Source organism: Pantoea sp. App145 (genome assembly GCF_047947045.1).
GTDB lineage: Bacteria > Pseudomonadota > Gammaproteobacteria > Enterobacterales > Enterobacteriaceae > Pantoea.
In genome coordinates this window covers 1,552,343-1,572,758 of record NZ_CP133290.1, presented here as the reverse complement: position 1 = coordinate 1,572,758, position 20,416 = coordinate 1,552,343, and the positions used below count along the sequence as shown (strand labels likewise).

The 20,416-nt window shown below is 55.5% G+C and carries 20 protein-coding genes, 3 tRNA genes and 1 other RNA gene; 20 read left to right on the top strand and 4 right to left on the bottom strand.

Annotated elements, in window-relative coordinates:
* Positions 1 to 54 precede the first annotated feature (54 nt).
* From ybgC to RCF31_RS07140, 11 genes are all read left to right on the top strand, one after another.
* Positions 55 to 477, top strand: coding sequence for a tol-pal system-associated acyl-CoA thioesterase (gene ybgC / locus RCF31_RS07190; protein WP_244989061.1), 423 nt, complete (start codon positions 55 to 57; stop codon positions 475 to 477).
* Positions 474 to 1,160 (top strand): Tol-Pal system protein TolQ, encoded by a 687-nt coding sequence (gene tolQ / locus RCF31_RS07185; protein ID WP_013508309.1) that lies wholly within the window; start codon positions 474 to 476, stop codon positions 1,158 to 1,160. The genes ybgC and tolQ overlap by 4 nt, the downstream gene beginning before the upstream one ends.
* A gap of 13 nt (positions 1,161 to 1,173) precedes the next feature.
* Complete coding sequence (gene tolR / locus RCF31_RS07180; RefSeq protein WP_208714349.1) at positions 1,174 to 1,602, top strand: colicin uptake protein TolR; 429 nt, start codon at positions 1,174 to 1,176, stop codon at positions 1,600 to 1,602.
* Between the two features lie 25 nt (positions 1,603 to 1,627).
* Positions 1,628 to 2,911, top strand: a complete 1,284-nt coding sequence (gene tolA / locus RCF31_RS07175) for a cell envelope integrity protein TolA (RefSeq protein ID WP_416412944.1) — start codon at positions 1,628 to 1,630, stop codon at positions 2,909 to 2,911.
* Between the two features lie 116 nt (positions 2,912 to 3,027).
* On the top strand, positions 3,028 to 4,323 hold the full coding sequence (tolB, locus tag RCF31_RS07170) for a Tol-Pal system beta propeller repeat protein TolB (RefSeq protein WP_299454703.1): 1,296 nt from the start codon (positions 3,028 to 3,030) through the stop codon (positions 4,321 to 4,323).
* A gap of 65 nt (positions 4,324 to 4,388) precedes the next feature.
* A complete protein-coding gene (gene pal / locus RCF31_RS07165) occupies positions 4,389 to 4,904 on the top strand; it encodes a peptidoglycan-associated lipoprotein Pal (protein WP_084873532.1) in 516 nt (171 codons plus the stop codon).
* A 9-nt stretch (positions 4,905 to 4,913) separates the two neighbouring features.
* Positions 4,914 to 5,726, top strand: a complete 813-nt coding sequence (cpoB, locus tag RCF31_RS07160; protein WP_416412943.1) for a cell division protein CpoB — start codon at positions 4,914 to 4,916, stop codon at positions 5,724 to 5,726.
* A 166-nt stretch (positions 5,727 to 5,892) separates the two neighbouring features.
* A tRNA-Lys gene (locus tag RCF31_RS07155) sits at positions 5,893 to 5,968 on the top strand.
* Positions 5,969 to 6,020: 52 nt separating this feature from the next.
* Positions 6,021 to 6,096 (top strand) — tRNA-Lys (locus tag RCF31_RS07150).
* 33 nt (positions 6,097 to 6,129) lie between these two features.
* Positions 6,130 to 6,205, top strand: a tRNA-Lys gene (locus RCF31_RS07145).
* Positions 6,206 to 6,236: 31 nt separating this feature from the next.
* Positions 6,237 to 6,373, top strand: a non-coding RNA gene (locus RCF31_RS07140) — RtT sRNA.
* 37 nt (positions 6,374 to 6,410) lie between these two features.
* Here the strand turns inward: RCF31_RS07140 and RCF31_RS07135 are convergent.
* A complete protein-coding gene (locus tag RCF31_RS07135) occupies positions 6,411 to 7,865 on the bottom strand; it encodes an AlkA N-terminal domain-containing protein (RefSeq protein ID WP_416412942.1) in 1,455 nt (484 codons plus the stop codon).
* A 158-nt stretch (positions 7,866 to 8,023) separates the two neighbouring features.
* Between RCF31_RS07135 and RCF31_RS07130 the strand changes: the two genes are divergently transcribed.
* The 3 genes from RCF31_RS07130 (at position 8,024) to pnuC (ending at position 10,478) form a co-directional block, all read left to right on the top strand.
* Complete coding sequence (locus RCF31_RS07130; protein WP_416412941.1) at positions 8,024 to 8,509, top strand: methylated-DNA--[protein]-cysteine S-methyltransferase; 486 nt, start codon at positions 8,024 to 8,026, stop codon at positions 8,507 to 8,509.
* 157 nt (positions 8,510 to 8,666) lie between these two features.
* Complete coding sequence (gene nadA / locus RCF31_RS07125; protein WP_084873536.1) at positions 8,667 to 9,728, top strand: quinolinate synthase NadA; 1,062 nt, start codon at positions 8,667 to 8,669, stop codon at positions 9,726 to 9,728.
* 30 nt (positions 9,729 to 9,758) lie between these two features.
* Positions 9,759 to 10,478 (top strand): nicotinamide riboside transporter PnuC, encoded by a 720-nt coding sequence (gene pnuC, locus RCF31_RS07120; RefSeq protein WP_416412940.1) that lies wholly within the window; start codon positions 9,759 to 9,761, stop codon positions 10,476 to 10,478.
* Here the strand turns inward: pnuC and zitB are convergent.
* The 3 genes from zitB to RCF31_RS07105 are packed head-to-tail and all read right to left on the bottom strand — an operon-like array spanning position 10,475 to position 15,046.
* Positions 10,475 to 11,437: a CDF family zinc transporter ZitB gene (gene zitB, locus RCF31_RS07115; RefSeq protein WP_416412939.1), complete on the bottom strand. Its 963-nt coding sequence runs from the start codon at positions 11,435 to 11,437 to the stop codon at positions 10,475 to 10,477. The genes pnuC and zitB overlap by 4 nt on opposite strands.
* A complete protein-coding gene (locus RCF31_RS07110; RefSeq protein ID WP_416412938.1) occupies positions 11,406 to 14,465 on the bottom strand; it encodes an ATP-binding protein in 3,060 nt (1,019 codons plus the stop codon). Before RCF31_RS07110 ends, zitB begins: the two co-directional genes overlap by 32 nt.
* Entirely contained in the window at positions 14,462 to 15,046 is a 585-nt protein-coding gene (locus tag RCF31_RS07105; protein WP_299454676.1) for a response regulator transcription factor, read from the bottom strand. The genes RCF31_RS07110 and RCF31_RS07105 overlap by 4 nt, the downstream gene beginning before the upstream one ends.
* A gap of 130 nt (positions 15,047 to 15,176) precedes the next feature.
* Here RCF31_RS07105 and RCF31_RS07100 point away from each other — a divergent pair, with 130 nt between their 5' ends.
* The 6 genes from RCF31_RS07100 (at position 15,177) to glnQ (ending at position 20,397) form a co-directional block, all read left to right on the top strand.
* The gene (locus RCF31_RS07100) at positions 15,177 to 16,034 is read left to right on the top strand and encodes a MurR/RpiR family transcriptional regulator (protein WP_299454674.1); all 858 of its coding nucleotides are present in this window, start codon (positions 15,177 to 15,179) and stop codon (positions 16,032 to 16,034) included.
* Positions 16,035 to 16,167: 133 nt separating this feature from the next.
* Complete coding sequence (locus RCF31_RS07095; protein ID WP_416412937.1) at positions 16,168 to 17,505, top strand: aspartate aminotransferase family protein; 1,338 nt, start codon at positions 16,168 to 16,170, stop codon at positions 17,503 to 17,505.
* A gap of 2 nt (positions 17,506 to 17,507) precedes the next feature.
* A complete protein-coding gene (locus RCF31_RS07090; protein ID WP_313689814.1) occupies positions 17,508 to 18,059 on the top strand; it encodes a carboxymuconolactone decarboxylase family protein in 552 nt (183 codons plus the stop codon).
* A gap of 152 nt (positions 18,060 to 18,211) precedes the next feature.
* On the top strand, positions 18,212 to 18,964 hold the full coding sequence (gene glnH, locus RCF31_RS07085) for a glutamine ABC transporter substrate-binding protein GlnH (RefSeq protein WP_299454667.1): 753 nt from the start codon (positions 18,212 to 18,214) through the stop codon (positions 18,962 to 18,964).
* A gap of 51 nt (positions 18,965 to 19,015) precedes the next feature.
* Positions 19,016 to 19,672, top strand: a complete 657-nt coding sequence (glnP, locus tag RCF31_RS07080) for a glutamine ABC transporter permease GlnP (protein WP_299454664.1) — start codon at positions 19,016 to 19,018, stop codon at positions 19,670 to 19,672.
* A gap of 2 nt (positions 19,673 to 19,674) precedes the next feature.
* Positions 19,675 to 20,397, top strand: coding sequence for a glutamine ABC transporter ATP-binding protein GlnQ (glnQ, locus tag RCF31_RS07075; RefSeq protein WP_416413229.1), 723 nt, complete (start codon positions 19,675 to 19,677; stop codon positions 20,395 to 20,397).
* Positions 20,398 to 20,416 lie beyond the last annotated feature (19 nt).

The following is a 20,416-nucleotide window of genomic DNA, read 5'->3' as shown; positions in this document are numbered from 1 at the left end:
GTCAGCGGGCCATTCCCAAGCCGATCTCACTTGCGTATAGTAGCAACGTTTAAAATGATACCGGGATGTAGAGTGAGTACAACGCTGTTTCGCTGGCCGGTTCGGGTCTATTACGAAGATACCGACGCCGGTGGTGTGGTTTATCACGCCAGCTATATCGCTTTCTATGAACGAGCACGTACCGAAATGTTGCGCCAGCACCATTTCAATCAACAGACCCTGCTGGAACAGCAGATCTGCTTTGTGGTGCGACGTATGACGGTGGACTATCTTGCGGCAGCACGTCTTGATGACCTTCTGGAAATCCAGAGTGAGGTAAGTTCAATGACGCGAGCCACCATGACGTTCTCTCAGCGTATCGTGAATGCAGAAGGCAAAGTGCTCAATGAGGCAGAAGTCCTGATTGCCTGCATCAACCCACATCTAATGAAGCCGATTGCGCTTCCCAAGTCTATTGTCGCGGAGTTCAAGCAGTGACTGACATGAATATTCTTGATTTGTTCCTGAAGGCGAGCCTTCTGGTCAAACTTATCATGTTGATTTTGATCGGCTTTTCTATTGCCTCATGGGCAATCATCATCCAGCGTACCCGCATTCTGAATGCTGCCGGGCGTGAAGCCGAAGCGTTTGAAGATAAATTCTGGTCAGGTATCGAACTGTCTCGTCTTTATCAGGAGAGCCAGGGGCGTCGTGACGAGCTGAACGGTTCTGAGCAGATTTTCTATTCCGGGTTTAAAGAATTTGCGCGTCTGCACCGTGCCAACAGCCATGCGCCAGAAGCGGTGGTCGAGGGTGCCAGCCGTGCGATGCGTATTTCGATGAACCGTGAACTGGAAGCACTGGAAAACCATATTCCTTTCCTTGGCACCGTCGGTTCCATCAGCCCGTATATCGGTCTGTTTGGTACGGTGTGGGGGATCATGCACGCCTTTATCGCCCTGGGTGCCGTGAAGCAGGCCACGTTGCAAATGGTCGCTCCGGGTATCGCCGAAGCGCTGATTGCGACAGCAATCGGTCTGTTTGCCGCGATTCCAGCGGTGATGGCGTACAACCGTCTGAACCAGCGCGTCAATAAGCTGGAGCAGGGTTACGACAACTTTATGGAAGAGTTCACGGCTATCCTGCATCGTCAGGCTTTCTCCACCGACAACACGAAGTAAGTCGAGGTAAACGATGGCCAGAACCCGTGGTCGCGCTCGCCGCGATCTTAAGTCTGAAATCAACATCGTTCCGCTGCTGGACGTGCTGCTGGTGCTGTTGCTGATCTTTATGGCAACCGCGCCGATCATTACCCAAAGCGTGGAAGTGGATCTGCCGGATGCAACCGACTCGAAGACGGTCTCCAGCGATGATAATCCGCCGGTGATTGTTGAAGTTGCGGGGGTAGGGCAGTACAGCCTGGTGGTGGATCACGATCGTATGAATCAGCTCCCGCCTGAGCAGGTGGTGAGCGAAGCACAGCGCCGACTGGAAGCCAATCCGAAGACGGTCTTCCTGATCGGTGGCGCAAAAGACGTGCCTTACGACGAAATCATCAAGGCGCTTAACCTGCTGCATCAGGCTGGCGTGAAATCTGTCGGTTTGATGACGCAGCCGATTTAAAGCGAACCGTTTTTGGGAACCGAGAGTGTCGAAGGCAACCGAGCAAAACGAGAAGTTAAAGCGCGCGATAATCATTTCGGTGATTCTGCACATCGTGTTGATCGCCTTGCTGGTCTGGAGCTCGTTTAACGAAAAAGTTGAATCCAGCGGTGGTGGTGGCGGTAGCGATATCGACGCAGTGATGGTGGACCCGGGTGCCGTGGTCGATCAATACAACCGTCAGCAGAATCAGCAGAGCGATAGCCAGCGTGCCGAGCAGCAGCGCCAGAAGCAGTCGCAGCAGCAGGCAGAAGAGTTGCAGCAGAAGCAGTCCGCCGAACAACAGCGTCTGAAAGAGCTGGAAAAAGAACGTCTGCAGGCGCAACAGGATGCCAAAGAACAGGCGAAGCAGCAGGCTGAACAGCAAAAAGCGGCTGAAGCGGCGGCGAAGCAGGCGCAGGAAGAACAGAAAGCCGCAGAAGCCGCGGCAGCCAAAGCCAAAGCCGATGCCAAAGCGGAGGCGGATGCCCAGGCGAAAGCCGCAGCGGATGCGAAGCAGAAAGCGGAAGAGCAGGCGAAACAGGCTGCGGCTGAAGCGAAGAAACAGGCAGAGCAGGAAGCGAAAGCTGCCGCCGCCGAGGCCGCGAAAGAAAAAGCGGTTCAGGAGGCGAAAGCAGCCGCTCAGGCGAAGGCCAAAGCAGATGCGGAAGCCAAAGCGCAGGCAGCGGCAGATGCGAAGGCGAAAGCCGCGCAGGAAGCTAAAGCGGCAGCAGCCGAGGCAGCGAAAGAGAAAGCGGCTGCAGAAGCAAAAGCCGAGGCAGCGGCCAAAGCTAAAGCGGATGCCGCAGCGAAAGCCAAAGCGGATGCTGCAGCGAAAGCCAAAGCAGCAGCGGATGCGAAGAAGAAAGCCGCAGCCGAAGCCGCGAAAAATGAAAACGCCGTTGACGATCTGCTGGGTGGCCTCTCATCCGGTAAGAATGCACCGAAAAGTGGTAACGCTTCTGCTTCCGGTGGTGGGGCAGCGGCGGGACAAGGTAATCAGAAGAAAGCCGGAGCCTCGGGAGCCGAAATTAACTCCTATATGGGCCAGGTGGTTGCGGCGATTCAGAGCCGTTTCTATGATGCCGATTCATACAAAGGTAAAGAGTGTAACCTGCGCATCAAGCTGGCTCCGGATGGTCTGCTGATTGATGTGAAAGCGGAGGGCGGCGATCCGGCATTGTGCCAGGCGGCGGTCTCGGCAGCCAAACAGGCACGTATACCGAAGCCACCTTCACAGGCGGTGTATGAAGTGTTCAAAAACGCACCAATGGATTTCAAACCACAGTAATGCAGTAACAAACGGCGGGTTGAACTAAGGTTAGCTTGCCGTAATCTATGAGTACCCGTTTTTTTTCAGGAACAGTGCGAATTATCGTGAACTGAGGTTCAGATAAGGGAGAAAAGATGAAGCAGGCACTTCGTGTAACCTTAGGTTTTTTTGTACTGCTATGGGCAGCGATGCTGCACGCGGAAGTACGCATTGAAATTACGCAGGGCGTAAATACTGCGCGTCCTATTGGTGTGGTTCCTTTCCAGTGGGCCGGTCCGGGTGCTGCACCAGAAGATATTGGTGGCATCGTCGCAGCAGACTTGCGCAACAGCGGTAAATTCAATCCGCTGGATCGCTCACGTCTGCCGCAGCAGCCGACCAGCGCACAGCAGGTTCAGCCTGCTGCCTGGAGCGCACTGGGTATTGATGCTGTGGTCGTGGGTCAGGTCACCCCGAACCCGGATGGCAGCTACCAGATCGCCTATCAGCTGGTTGATACCGGTGGTGCGCCTGGTACGGTGCTGGCACAGAACTCTTACAAAGTGACGAAGCAGTGGTTGCGCTATGCCGCACACACCGCCAGTGACGAAGTGTTTGAGAAGCTGACCGGCATCAAAGGTGCATTCCGTACGCGTATCGCCTATGTGGTGCAGACCAACGGCGGCCAGTTCCCGTATGAGCTGCGGGTATCGGATTATGATGGCTACAACCAGTTTGTGGTTCACCGTTCTCCAGAGCCGCTGATGTCGCCAACCTGGTCACCAGATGGCAGTAAACTGGCGTATGTCACCTTTGAAAGTGGCAAATCTGCGCTGGTTATCCAGACGCTGGCCAACGGTGCTATTCGCCAGGTTGCCTCTTTCCCGCGTCACAACGGGGCACCGGCTTTCTCACCGGATGGTTCTAAACTGGCTTTCGCCCTGTCGAAAACCGGTAGCCTGAACCTGTATGTGATGGATCTGGCATCAGGTCAGATTCGTCAGATCACGGATGGCCGTTACAACAGCACTGAGCCGACCTGGTTCCCGGATAGCCAGACTCTGGCCTATACCTCAGACCAGGCGGGTGCACCTCAGATTTACAAAATTGGCATTAACGGCGGTGCGGCACAACGTATTACCTGGGAAGGTTCACAGAACCAGGATGCGGATGTAGCAGCCGACGGTAAAACGATGGTGATGATTAGCAGCGCCGGTGGCGCTCAACACGTCGCCAAACAGGATCTGGAAACGGGAGCCGTTCAAACGTTAACGGACACGTTCCTGGATGAGACGCCAAGTCTGGCTCCTAACGGCACGATGGTAATCTATAGCTCTACTCAGGGGATGGGTTCCGTGTTGCAGTTGGTTTCAACCGATGGGCGTTTCAAAGCGCGTCTTCCGGCAACTGATGGACAGGTAAAATCACCTGCCTGGTCGCCGTATCTGTGATGCATCTATCCCCCGCTGAGGTGGGGGATAAATATGTATGGCAAACAATATAATAGGATAAAGAAATGCAACTGAACAAAGTGCTGAAGGGTTTGATGCTGGCTCTGCCGGTTATCGCAGTGGCTGCATGTAGCTCTCACAAAAACAACAACAATGACCAGACTGGTATGGGTGCTGACGGCGCTAACGGTTCTGGCATGAACAGCGGCAACATGTCTTCTGACGAGCAAGCGCGTCTGCAAATGCAGCAGCTGCAGCAGAACAACATCGTTTACTTCGGTCTGGACAAGTATGACGTGCAGTCTGAGTACGCTCAGATGCTGGATCAGCACGCTGCTTTCCTGCGTAGCAACCCGTCATACAAAGTGACCATCGAAGGTCACGCGGATGAGCGCGGTACGCCGGAATACAACATCGCCCTGGGCGAGCGTCGTGCTACCGCAGTTAAAATGTACCTGCAGGGTAAAGGCGTGTCAGCTGATCAGATGTCTATCGTTTCTTACGGTAAAGAGAAGCCGGCAGTTCTGGGTCACGACGAAGCGGCTTACGCTAAAAACCGTCGTGCCGTTCTGGTTTACTAAGATAAGCACATGATGAGTAACTTCAGACTTCATCTCTTGAGTCTGTCGTTACTGGTTGGTGTAGCGGCCCCCTGGGCCGCTACTGCCCAGGCGTCAATCAGTAGCGTTGGCTCAGGCTCGGTCGAAGACCGTGTCACCACTCTTGAACGTATCTCCAATGCCCAGGCTCAGCTAATGCAGCAGTTGCAGCAGCAGATGAGTGATAACCAAAGCGATATCGATTCGCTGCGCGGGCAAATTCAGCAGAACACCTATCAGCTTAATCAGGTGATTGAGCGCCAGAAGCAGATCTACCAGCAGATCGACAGTTTGAGCAGCGGTAATAACGGTGCCCAGGCCAGCGGTGGCGGTGGTGATGCGACGGCAGCCGCCGCCGGTGCTGGTGCAGGTGCAGCAGCCGCTGATGCGGGCAGCAGTGCAGCCGCAGCCGCAGCACCGACGCAAAGCGGTGATGCCAACAGCGACTACAATGCGGCCGTGGCGCTGATTCTGGAGAAGAAGCAGTATGATCAGGCCATTACTGCGCTGCAGGCATGGGTGAAGCGTTATCCTGATTCTACCTATCAGCCGAATGCGAATTACTGGCTGGGTCAGTTGTTTTACAACAAGGGCAAAAAGGACGATGCGGCCTATTATTTTGCCACTGTGGTAAAAAACTACCCGAAATCGCCTAAAGCCGCTGAAGCGTTGTTTAAGGTTGGGGTGATCATGCAGGAGAAGAACGATACGGCGAAAGCCAAAGCGGTCTACCAACAAGTGATCAAACAATTCCCAAACAGCGAATCGGCCAAACTGGCTCAGAAGCGTCTCGCCGGGTTGTAATTTGTGCAGCACAGACCGGATTTCGTGTGATTTCTGGTCTTGCCGCATGAAAGGTAAGCAATTGAGTCAGTTGGTGGAAAATAAGGGTTGCGCTACCCCGCTAAATCAGTAATATATGCCGCCGTTGCCGGGACATATCTTAACAAGTGTCGGCAGCGCTGAAGATGGGTCGTTAGCTCAGTTGGTAGAGCAGTTGACTTTTAATCAATTGGTCGCAGGTTCGAATCCTGCACGACCCACCATCTCAACCCCAGCCGGTTCAGTGTTTTCTTCAGTTTGCTTCACAACCACGATGGGTCGTTAGCTCAGTTGGTAGAGCAGTTGACTTTTAATCAATTGGTCGCAGGTTCGAATCCTGCACGACCCACCATCTGGTAGTTCTGGTTGTAAGCCCTCATCGAGCGGGTCGTTAGCTCAGTTGGTAGAGCAGTTGACTTTTAATCAATTGGTCGCAGGTTCGAATCCTGCACGACCCACCAATGTAGAAAGGCGCCCTAAAGGCGCCTTTTTGCTATGCGCGCGAAGTGCAGGATGAGAACCTGCTGCAGGTTCGACTGAATCGCCGGGAGCGATTCAGGCTGATGCGTCAGCATCACCCGAAGGGCGAGGCCCCGAATGGGCCGAGGCATATCCTGCACGACCCACCAATGTAGAAAGGTGCCCTAAAGGCGCCTTTTTGCTTTTCTACTTTATCGCGCCGCTACGCCAGATATGCAACACCGCATAGCTGCGCCACGGTCGCCACACCTGAGATAATCGTTCTGCTTCCTTCGCACTGACGCCGCCGAGATTATTACGAATGGCGATATCTTCTTTGGGAAAGGCATCTGGCCAGCGCAGGGCACGCATCGCAATATAGCTGGCGGTCCACGGCCCGACGCCTTTCAAGGTCAGCAGCTGTTGTACCACCACGTCGGGATGAACCGCGCCATTAAAGCGTAACGCGCCAGAGGCACAAGCCTGCGCCAGCGCCATGATCGCCTGTGCACGTGCGCTGACAATGCCGAGGCTGGCGATATCATCCTGTGTCGCTGTTGCCAGCGATTCAGCACAGGGGGACAAACGGGATAACTCAGGCCATGGCGTCTCCAGCGGCTCGCCAAAACGCTGCGCCACCCGGCTGCTTAGCGTGGTGGCGGCTTTGACGGTGACCTGCTGGCCGAGAATCGCCCGTACGCCCAGTTCAAAACCGTCAAATGCCCCCGGTACGCGCAGACCAGGAGAATTCGCCAGGCTCGGGGCCAGCAGAGGGTCCTGAGACAGCTGCTCGGCGATACGCTGGGGTTGGGCATCCAAATCAAATAAATCGCGCAGACGGCGCAGCAGGGCGGGTAGCACCGGGGTCAGGCTGGTAGTGAATTGCACCTTCAGCGCCTGTTTCTCAGGATAATGGCTGACACGCACCCAGCCGCGACAGCCACCCAGCGCCACGGTGCGGTGATAAACGCCATCCGCCACCCATTCCACTTCCTTCATCACACGCTGTTGCAGAAAATCGAGTATTGCGTCCCAGTCATAGGGGGGACGATAGCTGAGGCGCAGCTCCGCGCTTTCCTGCAACTGTGTGCCAGAGGCGGGGGCGCTTTCTTTACGTAGCCGGGACGGGGTCATGCGATAACGCGCCTGGAATACATCATTAAAGCGGCGCAGGCTGCGGAAACCGCTGGCGAAGGCAATTTCCGTGACCGGCAGCGTGGTTTCGGTCAACAGTTGCTTCGCCAGCAGCATGCGGCGTGTCTGGCGCAGTTCGAGCGGAGAGACGCCCAGCTCCTGCTGCACCACACGCCTTAGCTGGCGCTCGCTTAAACCAAACTCGGTGGCAATCTCGGCCAGCGTCTCCTGCTCTTCAAGCAGCCCCTCCTCAATACGCCGAATCAGCCGATCGGCGATGCGATGATGGCTATCAACCGGCGCGAAACCTGGAGCCAGTTCAGGACGACAGCGCAGGCAGGGGCGGAAATGCGCTTTTTCTGCGGCTTCGGCGCTGGAAAAAAACAGGCAATTCTTCTGCATTGGCGCTTTGACCGGACAAATTGGCCGGCAATAAATACCGGTCGATGTCACGCCGACAAAAAACAAGCCGTCGAAGCGGCTATCGCGTGAAGTCAGCGCCTGGTAGGCAATGTCGGGATCAAACATCTTCGTCTCCAGCAAATAAACCGCATCCTCGCGCAACCCTGATGAGAAAACTGGCTGCTTTCGGACAGCTAACCAGTTTATCTGCATGACCGAAAACAGCCAGTTTATCGCGTCAAAAGTGCGATAATGCTCCCCTGATATCAAGCCGGAGGCGCACCATGTATCATGCAAAAATTATCCCGACGCCAGTCGGAGAACTCACGTTAATCGCCAGCAATAAGGGACTGTCAGCGATTCTGTGGGAAAATGAGGGTTCACAACGCATCCCGCTGAAACCCATCAGCCGGGACGATCAGCATCCGATCCTGTGTGAAACCGAACGCCAGCTGCGGGAATATTTCGCCGGGGAACGCCAGCATTTTGATCTGCCGTATGACACTGTCGGTACGGAGTTCCAGAAAAAAGTCTGGCAGGCGTTAATCACCATCCCGTTTGGTGAAACCCGCAGCTATCGCCAGATTGCCGAGCAAATTGGTAATCCGAAAGCGGTACGCGCGGTGGGGGCCGCAAACGGCAAAAATCCGCTGTCGATTGTGGCACCCTGTCATCGTGTCATCGGCAGCAACGGCAAACTGACCGGCTTCGCGGGCGGGCTGGCGGTCAAAGCCTTCCTGCTGGAACTGGAAGCTACGCCAAAAAGCTAAGCGGGTCACAGCCCGTATTTTCTGCATAAAAAAAGCACGACACTCTTGGTCAGATCCGCTATCTTGTTTAGCATATAAAACAAGGTGGCGGATATAATGCCATCTTAATGGTCAGAAGAGGCCATTTTGTTAAATTAAGAAAACCGAGAGCCGTGTCATGAGCCTGATGTTCGATCCAGAAAGCGCGATCTATCCCTTCCCGCCGAAACCGGCGCGTCTCAGCCAGGATGAAAAAGCCTTTTATATCGCCGAAATCAAGCGGTTGCTGCAAGAGCGCGATGCGGTGATGGTGGCGCATTACTACACCGATCCGGAAATTCAGGCGCTGGCAGAAGCCACCGGTGGCTGCGTGGCAGATTCGCTGGAGATGGCGCGCTTTGGCAGTACTCACCCGGCTTCGACGTTGCTGGTGGCTGGTGTGCGTTTTATGGGGGAAACCGCAAAAATCCTCAGCCCGGAAAAAACCGTGCTGATGCCCACGCTACAGGCGGAATGTTCGCTCGATTTGGGCTGCCCGATTGAAGAGTTCAACCGTTTTTGCGATGCGCACCCGGATCGCACCGTGGTGGTGTATGCCAATACCTCAGCAGCGGTGAAAGCGCGTGCTGACTGGGTGGTGACCTCAAGTATCGCAGTTGAACTGATTGAACATCTCGACAGCCTTGGTGAGAAGATTATCTGGGCACCGGATCGCCATCTGGGTCGCTACGTGACGCAGAAAACCGGGGCTGATGTGCTGTGCTGGCAGGGAGCCTGCATCGTCCATGACGAATTTAAAACCCAGGCGCTGCAACGCATGAAGGCGCTCTACCCGGAAGCGGCGGTGCTGGTGCACCCTGAATCACCGCAGGCGATTGTTGATCTGGCTGATGCGGTGGGTTCCACCAGCCAGCTGATTCAGGCGGCGAAAAGCCTGCCGCATCCGCAGATGATTGTCGCCACCGACCGTGGCATCTTCTACAAAATGCAGCAGGCGGTACCGGAAAAAGAATTGCTCGAAGCCCCCACCGCCGGAGAAGGGGCCACCTGTCGTAGCTGCGCCCATTGTCCGTGGATGGCGATGAACGGCTTGCAGGCGATTGCCGAGGGCTTAGCGCACGGTGGCAGCGAGCACGAAATCCATGTGGATGATGGATTGCGTGAAGCGGCATTGCTGCCGCTCAACCGCATGCTATCCTTTGCAGCGGAACTCAAACTCAAGGTGAAAGGGAACGCCTGATGCGCTGCACCTTTCAGACAGGTGCCCGTTATGGATTTCTTTAGCACACAAAACATTCTTGTTCATATTCCTCTTGGTGTCGGCGGCTACGATCTCTCCTGGATCGAAGCGGTCGGCACCGTGGCTGGCCTGCTGTGCATCTGGCTGGCCAGCCTGGAAAAAATCATCAATTACTTCTTCGGCCTGATTAACGTTACCCTGTTCGCGGTGATTTTCTTCCAGATCCAGCTGTATGCCAGCCTGCTGTTGCAGCTGTTTTTCTTTGTCGCCAATGTCTATGGCTGGTATGCGTGGAGTCGGCAAAATGCTGCCCAGGAAGCTGAGTTGAAAATTCGCTGGCTGCCGCTGCCGAAAGCGCTGGGCTGGGGAGCCGTCTGTGTGCTGGGTATCGGCCTGATGACGCTGTATATCGACCCGGTATTTGCCTTCCTCACCCATATCGCAGTGAGCATGATGCAGGGCATGGTCCTGCATGTGGTGATGCCGCAATTGCAGCCGGATGCCTTCCCGTTCTGGGATTCCTGCATGATGGTGCTGTCGATCGTGGCGATGATTCTGATGACGCGCAAATACGTGGAGAACTGGCTGCTGTGGGTGGTAATTAACGTGATAAGCGTGATGATTTTTGCCCGCCAGGGAGTGTATGCCATGTCACTGGAATACGTCATCCTGACGTTGATTGCCCTGAACGGCTCGCGGTTGTGGATACAAAGCGCACGCGAACATGGCTCGCGCGCGCTTTCTTCTTAATGACGATGTACGTGGCCTTCCAGCGCCTCATGATGATGATTGTGCTGGTCGTTGCCATTATCAAAGCACAGTTCACAATCCGGCCCGGTACAGGGCTGGTATTCCATCTGTACCGTGGCATGAGCGATTTGATAATGCGTATGCAGGTAACGATGAATGCGCAGTAATAGCGCATCATGATCGTAAGGCGGGATCACCTGCACATGCAGCGTCAGCACCGGTTTCTCGCCCACCTGCCACAGATGCACATGATGAACATTGCGCACTTCCGCGATATTCAACGTCAGATCGCGCTTCAGCTTATCTACATTGATATTACCCGGTGCGCCTTCCAGCAACTCATGCAGGCTTTCACGCAGCAGTGACCAGGCGCTGCGCACCACCAGCAGCGACACCAGTAACGACAGAATCGGATCGATCGGCGTCCAGCCGGTCCACATGATGATCAGCGCAGCGACAATCGCCCCCACCGAACCCAGCAGATCGCCCAGCACATGCAGGGCGGCGGCACGTACGTTGAGATTCTTTTCTTCGCTGCCATGATGCAGCAGCCAGAAGGAGAGCAGATTCGCCAGCAGCCCGGCAACGCCAATCGCCAGCATCAGACCACCCGCCACCGGCTGTGGCTGGTAAAAGCGCCGCAGCGCCTCCCAGACGATCAGCACGGTAATCACCAGCAGGGCGATAGCGTTAACAAAGGCGGCGAGGGTCGTCAGCCGCAGCAAACCAAAAGTATGACGGGCATTGGGTTTACGCGCAGAGAATTGCACAGCCAGCAATGCCATCAGCAGCGCGGCGGTATCAGTGAGCATATGGCCCGCATCAGCGAGCAGTGCCAGCGAGCCGGAGATCCAGCCTCCGATGGCTTCCACCAGCATAAAAAGGGCGGTAATACCAAACGCCGCCGCCAGTCGCGTACGGTTGCCGTCAGGCCCGCTGTGAGAATGGGTGTGTGCCATAACTTTCCAGTTGTTTCAGTAACCTGTTGGTTAATGATATCAGTAAATCGAACGATTCAGGTTCCAGCCGTTGCTGTTTTGCCGCATCCGTCAGTTGCTGGCAATGGGTGGCGATATCATCGATACCCAGCAACAGCCAGCTGCCTTTCATGCGATGAGCAGCCCGCGCCAGTTCTGGCCAGTTCTGCCCCTCGTGCGCCGCCAACAGGGCATCACGATCCTGCATCAGGGTGCGCTGTAACGTCTGGCAGATGCGCGGAATAAAGCTTTCGTTATGCTGAGCCAGGACGCGCAGGCTATCTGGCACATGGCTTAACGGGTCGTGCGTCGTACGCGCCAGCAGGGGGGCGATAGCCGCCAGAGTGATGGGTTTAATCAGCAAAGCTTCATCGGGTTGTAGTGGCTGCTTTGCCAGTTGCGCATCAGCGGAACAAAGAATACGTAATGCGGCGCTGCCACGCTGACGCTGGCGGCGGCGCAGGATGCGCAGCAGAGTGAGGCCATCGGGACGTGGCATCATCTGGTCGATAAACAGCACGTCAAATGGTTGCCTGGCATCAGCGCGCAGCAGCGCACGTCCGTTATCAAACACCTCCGCATGGATGGCAAATGTCGCCAGCTGCTGCTGCATTACCAGTAAATTGGTGGGATGGTCGTCAACGATGGCCACACGCAGCTGTGGATAATGCGGCCAGCTGCTGGCGGTGGCTTCTGGCTCGCCATCGGCTAATTGCAGAGGCAATGTCACCTGAACAGTCGTACCCACGCCGGGTGCGGAGGTCAGCGTTAGCGTGCCGCCCATCCGCTGCACGATCTCGCGGCAAATAAATAAACCGAGACCGCTGCCCTGCACCGCATGAGTTTTCCCCGAGGGAGCCTGATACCAGGGTTCGAACAGCTGCGCTTGTTCTTCCAATGGAATACCGCTGCCACAGTCGGCAACCATCAGCACGATGTCATTACTCACCGCCAGCGTCAGGCGTATATCCCCGGCACGGGTAAACTTCAGCGCATTCGCTACCAGATTATTCACCACCTGTTGCAGACGATCGCCATCCAGCAGCACCGCCGCAGGCAGGGTGGTCAGCGCTTCCACCACCAGCTGTGGGCCAGCATCACGCATCAGGGGATGATAAAACTGCTGTTGCTGCTGCAACCAGTGCGCCAGATCGATGGGGCGGGGCGACAGGCGGAAGCTGTGGCTTTCGATGCGGGCGTGATCCTGCAAATCATTCAGCAGCGCCATCAGCGAACGTGCGCTGCTGTGCATCAGCTCCAGCCGCGGGCTGGGATGCAGCTCCTGTTCCAGCTCCAGCAGGCCGAGGATCGCTTGCATCGGCGTGCGCAGCTCATGGCTGGCGGTGGCCAGAAACTGGCTTTTCGCCGCATTGGCGCGTTCGGCCTGTTCACGTTGCAGCCGTTCACGTCGCTGTTGCAGATAACGACGCACCAGTAGTATCAGCAGCACCAGAATGGCGATGCCTGCGGCGATCAGCACCAGCAGCGGCACATTGCGCATCGTCATGGTGGTGCCGGGCTGCGGTGGCATCGACCAGTTATCGCGCATCTGGCTCAGGGTTTCCGGGGGAATTTGTTGCAGCGCCCGGTCGAGTAACGCGCGCAGCACCGGTTGCTGTGTACTGATCTCCGGGGCCAGCGGCCAGGCAATATCACTGGCGGCAAACGCCAGATGGATACGATCGCCATAGTGACTGGCGATGCGCCAGCGGGCCGACAGCACATTATCCACCAGTGCATCGATCTGGCCGCTGTTCAGCGCCTGCCACAGCTGGCCACGATCGTCAAAAATCTGCGGCGTGACCCCGGCGGGCAGCATACGCTGTGCCAGGTCGGCGCGCAGTATTCCCACTCGCTGTCCCTGTAGTCCCTGCCAGTTCATCGGCTGATGCGCAGTGAGGGTATAAATGCCCCAGATGGCACGCCACACCGGCAGCGTGGTGGCTCCGTCCAGCGGTGGCAGCACGCTCAGCATCACCTGTTGCTGTTGCAGCAGGGTTGCGGCTTGTTGCGGATTAGCGACCCAGCGCGGGGTGAAACGCAGCCCGGTGCTCTGGCTGAGGGCATTGAGTAAATCGATGGCAAAACCACGCGCATTGCCGCTGGCGTCACGATAACTCCAGGGCGCGTTATCGGCTTCGGCGGCGTAGGGGATTTCCCGATGCTGTGCCAGCCACTGCTGCTCGGCGGGGGATAGCATCAGGGTTTGCGTGTCCTGATAGCGCAGCAGAGGAGGGCTCCAGCGCTGTCTCACCCGGTTACTGAATTCGGCAGGCAGCAGGCGCAGCTGTTGATTCAGCCACTGGATCAACGCCGGATCACGCGCCATCGCCCGCAAAGTAATGTCTCCGGCACCAGGATCAGCGGTGATTTGGTAAATCTGCCCCTGTTGCAGCTGGCTGAGCAGAAACCCGGCGCTGGCCTCGTCGGCCACCAGGTAATCACTTTGCTGATTGAACAGCGCGTACAGCGCCTGGAGATCCCCCGGCAGGCTATGCCAGCGGTGGGCGCGGACAAAATTGTCCGGCAACTGGTCCAGCGTGGATTGCGCCACGGTAAGCTGCGCATTGTGACTGTTGAACATCACGGCACGCTGATTGTCCCGGTTGCGATAAATACGCACCGGACTGCTATACCAGCTGTCGCTCAGCCCGATAGCGGGCGACAGCGCTGCATGTTCGGTGCTCAGCACCAGATCCACCTCGCCACGCGCCAATGCGGCCAGTTGCTGGCTAAGGTCGGGATAGCTTTCCAGCACGAAGTGGTTACCGGTGAGCTGGCTGAGTGCGCTGAGATAATCTGCGTCGATACCCCAGATTTGGTCACCGATGCGCATCGCCCAGGGGGCGCTGTTTTGTGCCGGTACTGCCACGCGCAGCGGCGAGGTGGGCCAGGGACTGCTGTGTGGCGCTGGCATCATCGCGGGCAGCATCACGCTGCTGGCCGGTTGTAAATCCGCCTGTGCCAGCGTGCTGCACAATAATGTCAGCAACAGGAGCCAACGCCTCACTGCTGCGCTTTCCACAGCTCGGCCAGTTCAATCACCGATTGCACCCCGGTTTTCTCCAGAATGTTCTTTTTATGGGTGCTCACGGTTTTGTTGCTGATATGCAACTGCTCGGCAATCTGCAAATTGGACAGGCCACGCGCCAGCAGGGCCACAATTTGCTGCTCTTTCTCCGTCAGCGGCAAATCAATGCGCTCGGGCAGGGCGGGAAAAGCCTGTTGTCCACCCAGCACCGCGAGGATGGCACTCAGTAATTGCGCCATGCTCTGGCTTTTCACCACATAACCGGCGGCACCGAGCGAAGCGGCGCGTAATAAGGTATGACGACTCTGCTCTGCCGAGTAGATCAACACCGGGCGCTGCGGATGGTGAATCCGCAGGCGACGCAGCAGCTCCAGACCATCGCTATCCGGCAGGCCAATGTCGAGAATGACGAGATCAATCACCTGCTGTTGCAGCAACTGACGCGCTCCGGCTTCATCGCTGGCAGCGAACAGCTGTAAAGGAATCGGGGATTTAGCGCAGGCCGCTTCCAGCGCGACCTCAACTAACGGGTGATCATCAATAAGCAGCAGCGCAGCCATAACCATATCCTGTCTTTTTCATTGCTTCAGCATAACGGAAAAGGGGGAAGGTGTTCATTATCTCATCCTTTCCCTGCCGTATGAGTGTTAACATCGTGCGGTGTCCCTTTATTAATAACGACGAAACGCCATGAATCTTCGGGAAAATATTGTCAGCCAGTTCAGCCTGCTCTCGCCGGAGTTACAGCGTGCCGCCGAGTTTTCACTGCAACATGCCAATAAACTGGTGGTGCTGTCGATGCGTGCCTTTGCCGCAGAAGGCGGCGTGAAGCCTGCCACGCTGCTGCGCCTGGCCCAGCGCCTGGGTTTTAACGGCTGGGGTGAATTGAAAAACGCCATGATTGACGATCTTGGCTTACGTAATGATACATATGTATCCAAAGCGGAAAAACTGATCGCTAAAGGGACGCAGCCTGCGCTGTACGAAGAGGTGTTTCTGGCGCATCAGGCTAATCTGGCTTTCACTCAGACAGAAAATCAGCAGGCGATGCAGCAGGCCGTGACCCTGCTGGATGAGGCGGAAAACGTCTATATCTGTGGTTTTCGCGCCAGCTTCCCCATCGCCTGGTCGCTGTTTTATGTTTACCGGCTTTTCAATCGCCAGGTGTCATTGATCGACGGACTGGCGAGCAATATCGAAGTCTTTACCCGTGAGCTGACCGAAAAAGATTGTGTGCTGCTGACCAGCTTCGCCCCTTATTCGCGCGAATCGCTGGATGTGTTAAACGCGGCTACCGAGGCTGGCTCACGCATCATCGCCATCACCGACTCTCCGGTGTCACCGCTGGCGCAGGCGGCGGATTGTACCTTATTGTTTTCCATTGATAGCCCGTCATTCTTCCCTTCCGTGGTTTCCGGTATGGGGCTGGCGGAGTGTCTGCTGGCGATGCTGGTGGCGCGACATGGGCGTGAAGCGGTCAGCAAAATCGAGAACGCGGAACGTTATCTGATCGATTCTGGTGCCTACGTGATCCCCGGTAAATCCTGAGCAATGATCCATTTGTTTCCATCATAAGAAAATACAATGCATTTGAATCATATTTGCATTGACGTGATTCAAATGGATCATGCAAGATGCTTCCAATCTATCGCGCAAGCGTTTTCAGGAGCAGGAAAAGAGCATGAGTCAGATCATTCACCGCAGCCTTCGTACCACGCCAGCCGTGGCGGTGAGCGCCCAGGGGGCTTACATCACGGATGTCAGTGGTAAGCGTTATCTTGATGCCTGTGGCGGCGCGGCTGTTTCCTGCCTCGGGCATAGCCATCCTGAAGTACTGGCAGCGATGCATCGTCAGATTGATCAACTGGCCTATGCCCATACCAGCTTTTTCACCAGCGAAACCGTTGAGCAGCTTGCTGAGCAACTGACGCGCACTGCGCCCGGTGACCTGAACTATGCCTATTTTGTCTCCGGTGGTTCTGAGGCGGTCGAAACCGCACTGAAACTGGCACGCCAGTATTTTGTTGAGATCGGTCAGCCGGAGCGCACCACTTTTATTGCCCGTAAGCAGAGTTATCACGGCAATACGCTTGGTGCGCTGGCTGTCGGCGGCAATGAATGGCGTCGCCGTCAGTTTGCCCCTTTGCTGATGGATGTGGTGCGTGTCTCAGCCTGTAACGAGTACCGCGATCGTCGTGATGACGAAAGCCAACAGCAATATACCCAGCGTCTGCTGAATGAACTGGAAGAGGCGATTCTGACAACCGGGCCGGAGAAAATCATCGGCTTTTGCGCGGAAACCGTGGTGGGTGCCACTACCGGAGCTACCCCGCCGACGCCGGGCTACTTCCAGGGTGTACGCCGCCTGTGTGACAAATACGGCATCCTGTATATCGCCGATGAAGTGATGTGTGGCATGGGACGCACCGGCACCCTGCATGCCTTTGAACAGGATGGTGTGGTACCGGATATCGTCACCATCGCCAAAGGCTTAGGTGGGGGTTATCAGCCGATTGGTGCGGTGCTGGCGAGTGAAAAGATTGTCGCGGCGTTACAGGCGGGAAGCGGCCTGTTCCAGCACGGGCATACTTATATCTGCCATGCCACGGCCGCGGCCGCCGCACTGGCAGTGCAGCAAATCATTGAGCGCGATAACCTGCTGGAGCAGGTGCAGCAGCAGGGGGCGTATCTGCACCAGGCACTGCGCGAGGTGCTGGGAGAGCTGCCACACGTGGGTGACACCCGTGGGCGCGGTTTGTTCGCCGGTGTGGAACTGGTGCAGGACAAGGGCAGCAAAACCCCGTTCGATCCGGCACTGAAGTTACATGCCGCGATTAAAGCGCAATGCATGGAACGTGGCCTGATGGTCTATCCGATGGGCGGCACCCTCGATGGGCAATATGGCGACCATATCCTGATCGCACCGCCGTTTATCATCACCCGTCCGCAACTGGATTTTGTGGTGGAGACGTTACAGCAGGTGATTAGCACAGAAACGCGCAAGCTGGCGGGGCGTTAGTCATGAATCGTTTACCTCCGCTCGCCGAGCATCAATGGAGCGATGAACAACGCCAGCTGGCCGAAGAGATCATCAACGGACCACGCGGCGCATTGCTGCCACCGTTTGAACCGCTGCTGCGTAGCCCGGAGTTGATGGCTCATGCACAGCGGATGGGTGAATATCTGCGCTATCGCAGCGCGCTGGGTCAGCGTCTGTCGGAACTGGCGATTCTGCTCACCGCGCGCCACTGGTCGCAGCCGGTAGAGTGGGCCATTCATGCCTCTATCGCCCGTGACAAGGGGATTTCCGCCCGCGCGGTGCAGGCGATTAATGAACAACGTCTGCCTGATGATTTGCAGGCTGATGAGTGGGTGGTCTATCACTTCTGCCAGCAATTGCATCAGCAGAAAAAGGTACAGGACGACACCTGGCAACAGGCCATCGCTCTGTGGGGCGAAAAAGGTGTGGTCGATCTGATCGGTATTAACGGTTATTACAGTTTTCTTTCCATGATTATGAACGGTGCACAGACGCCGGTACCCGACACCCGGGATTTTATTATCCCCGCATAAGTGGTTCACTCGAAAATAAGAGCCGGCAGATAACGCATGTGTTGTGCTCTTATTCCCCGTGCTGAATAACATTGACTTTAAATGGTGGCGCAATGATTTATTGCGCTGCGCGAAGGCTACTGCCTGCATTTTCACTGACGCCGAGGGTTATTATGTCTGCATTTTTTACTAAATTAAAAGTCACACTGGCACTGGTTGCCTGTTCCGCGAGTTTTGCTGCGATGGCTCAGGATAAATTAGTGGTGGGTGTTGATACCGCATTTGTTCCTTTTGAATTCAAACAAGGCGATAAATATGTCGGTTTTGATATCGACTTATGGAATGCCATTGCGCAGAAAATGCATGTCAGCTACGAATTACGTCCGATGGATTTCAGCGGATTAATTCCGGGTCTGCAATCACGCAATCTGGATGTGGCGATGGCGGGTATCACCATCACCGATGCCAGAAAACAGGTGGTTGATTTCAGCGAAGGTTATTACAACGCTGACCTGTTAATCGCGGTAAAAAGCGGTGATAACAGCATCACCAAATTCAGCGATCTGGCCGGTAAAAAAGTGGGGCTGAAACAAGGCACTGCGGCGGCCAGCTTTATGAAAAGCAAATATAAAGCCGATTACGTAGAGTTCCCGAATATCGACAATGCCTATCTCGATTTGCAGGCGGGTAATCTGGATGCCGTGGTACACGACTCTCCCAACGTGCTGTACTACGTAAAAACCGCCGGGGATGGCAAAGTAAAATCTGTTGGTGAAAACGATAGCAGCCTGCCGCAGCAGTATGGTTTTGCGATGCAGAAAAACAGCAGCTGGACGCCGAAAGTCAATGCTGCGTTGCAGGCATTGCGCACCGATGGCACCTATAACAAGATCTACGTGAAGTGGTTTGACAAGCAACCTAAATAATCCCATTGGGCCGGTGTCAGCCGGCCTGAATTGAGACAATCTGGTCGATATATGAATTTCGAAACAAAATATATATGGGAATCCCTGCCGTTATTATTGCAGGGGTTACAGCTGACGCTCATCATCTCGCTGACGGGTTTGTTAGGTGGATTTGTTATTGGTCTGCTGGCCGGCACCTGTCGTGCACTCGGTGGCCGGGTATCGAAGACGATATCGCTAATTTTCGTCGAACTTATTCGCGGTACACCGATAATGGTGCAGGTAATGTTTATTTACTTTGCACTGCCGATGGTGCTACCGATTCGTATTGATCCGGTGACTGCTGCGATTGTTACCATTATTATCAACTCCGGCGCTTATATTGCGGAAATCACCCGAGGTGCCATTTTATCGATTAATAAAGGTTTTAAAGAAGCAAGCCTGGCGATGGGGTTATCGCAGCGCAGCACGCTGTGGTTCGTCATTATGCCGCTGGCGCTGCGTCGCATGATTCCGGCATTGGGTAACCAATGGATCATCAGCATTAAAGACACGTCACTGTTTATTGTGATTGGTGTGGCTGAGTTAACGCGTCAGGGGCAGGAAATTATTGCCGGAAACTTCCGTGCGCTGGAAGTGTGGACCGCCGTAGCACTGATTTATCTGCTGGTGACGCTGTGCCTGAGCTTCCTGCTGAAGCAACTGGAGAAAAGGATCCATATTTTATGAGCATGGTTGAATTCAATGCGGTGTCGAAGCATTTCGGTGCGACCCAGGTGCTGCACGATATCAATTTAAAAATTGAAGCCGGCGAAGTGGTGGTGATTATCGGTCCGTCGGGATCGGGGAAATCGACGCTGCTGCGCTGTATCAATAAACTGGAAGAGATTTCATCCGGCACCCTGCTGGTAGCGGGCATGCATGTCACCGACCCACACGCCAATGAATGCGATATCCGGCGCGAGGCGGGAATGGTGTTTCAGCAGTTTCATCTGTTTCCACACCTGACGGCGCTGGAGAATGTGATGTTCGGCCCGATTCGCGTGCGTAAGCAGAGCAAAGCGGCGGCGCGTGAACAGGCGCTGGCGCTGCTGGATCGAGTGGGTCTGCGTGAGCGTGCGGATCATTATCCCTCGGAATTATCGGGCGGCCAGCAGCAGCGTGTTGCCATTGCCCGCGCGCTGGCGGTAAAGCCAAAAATGATGTTGTTTGATGAACCGACCTCGGCACTCGATCCGGAGCTGCGTCATGAAGTATTGAAGGTAATGCGCTCGCTGGCAGACGAAGGGATGACGATGGTGATCGTGACCCATGAGATCGGTTTTGCCCGTGATGTGGCATCGAGACTGATTTTTATTGATGGCGGTACCATTGCTGAAGATGGTCCACCTGATATCCTGCTGAATGCCAGCCGCAATCCGCGCCTGAAAGAGTTTTTGCAGCACGTTTCCTGAACACAAGTGAATGATAACA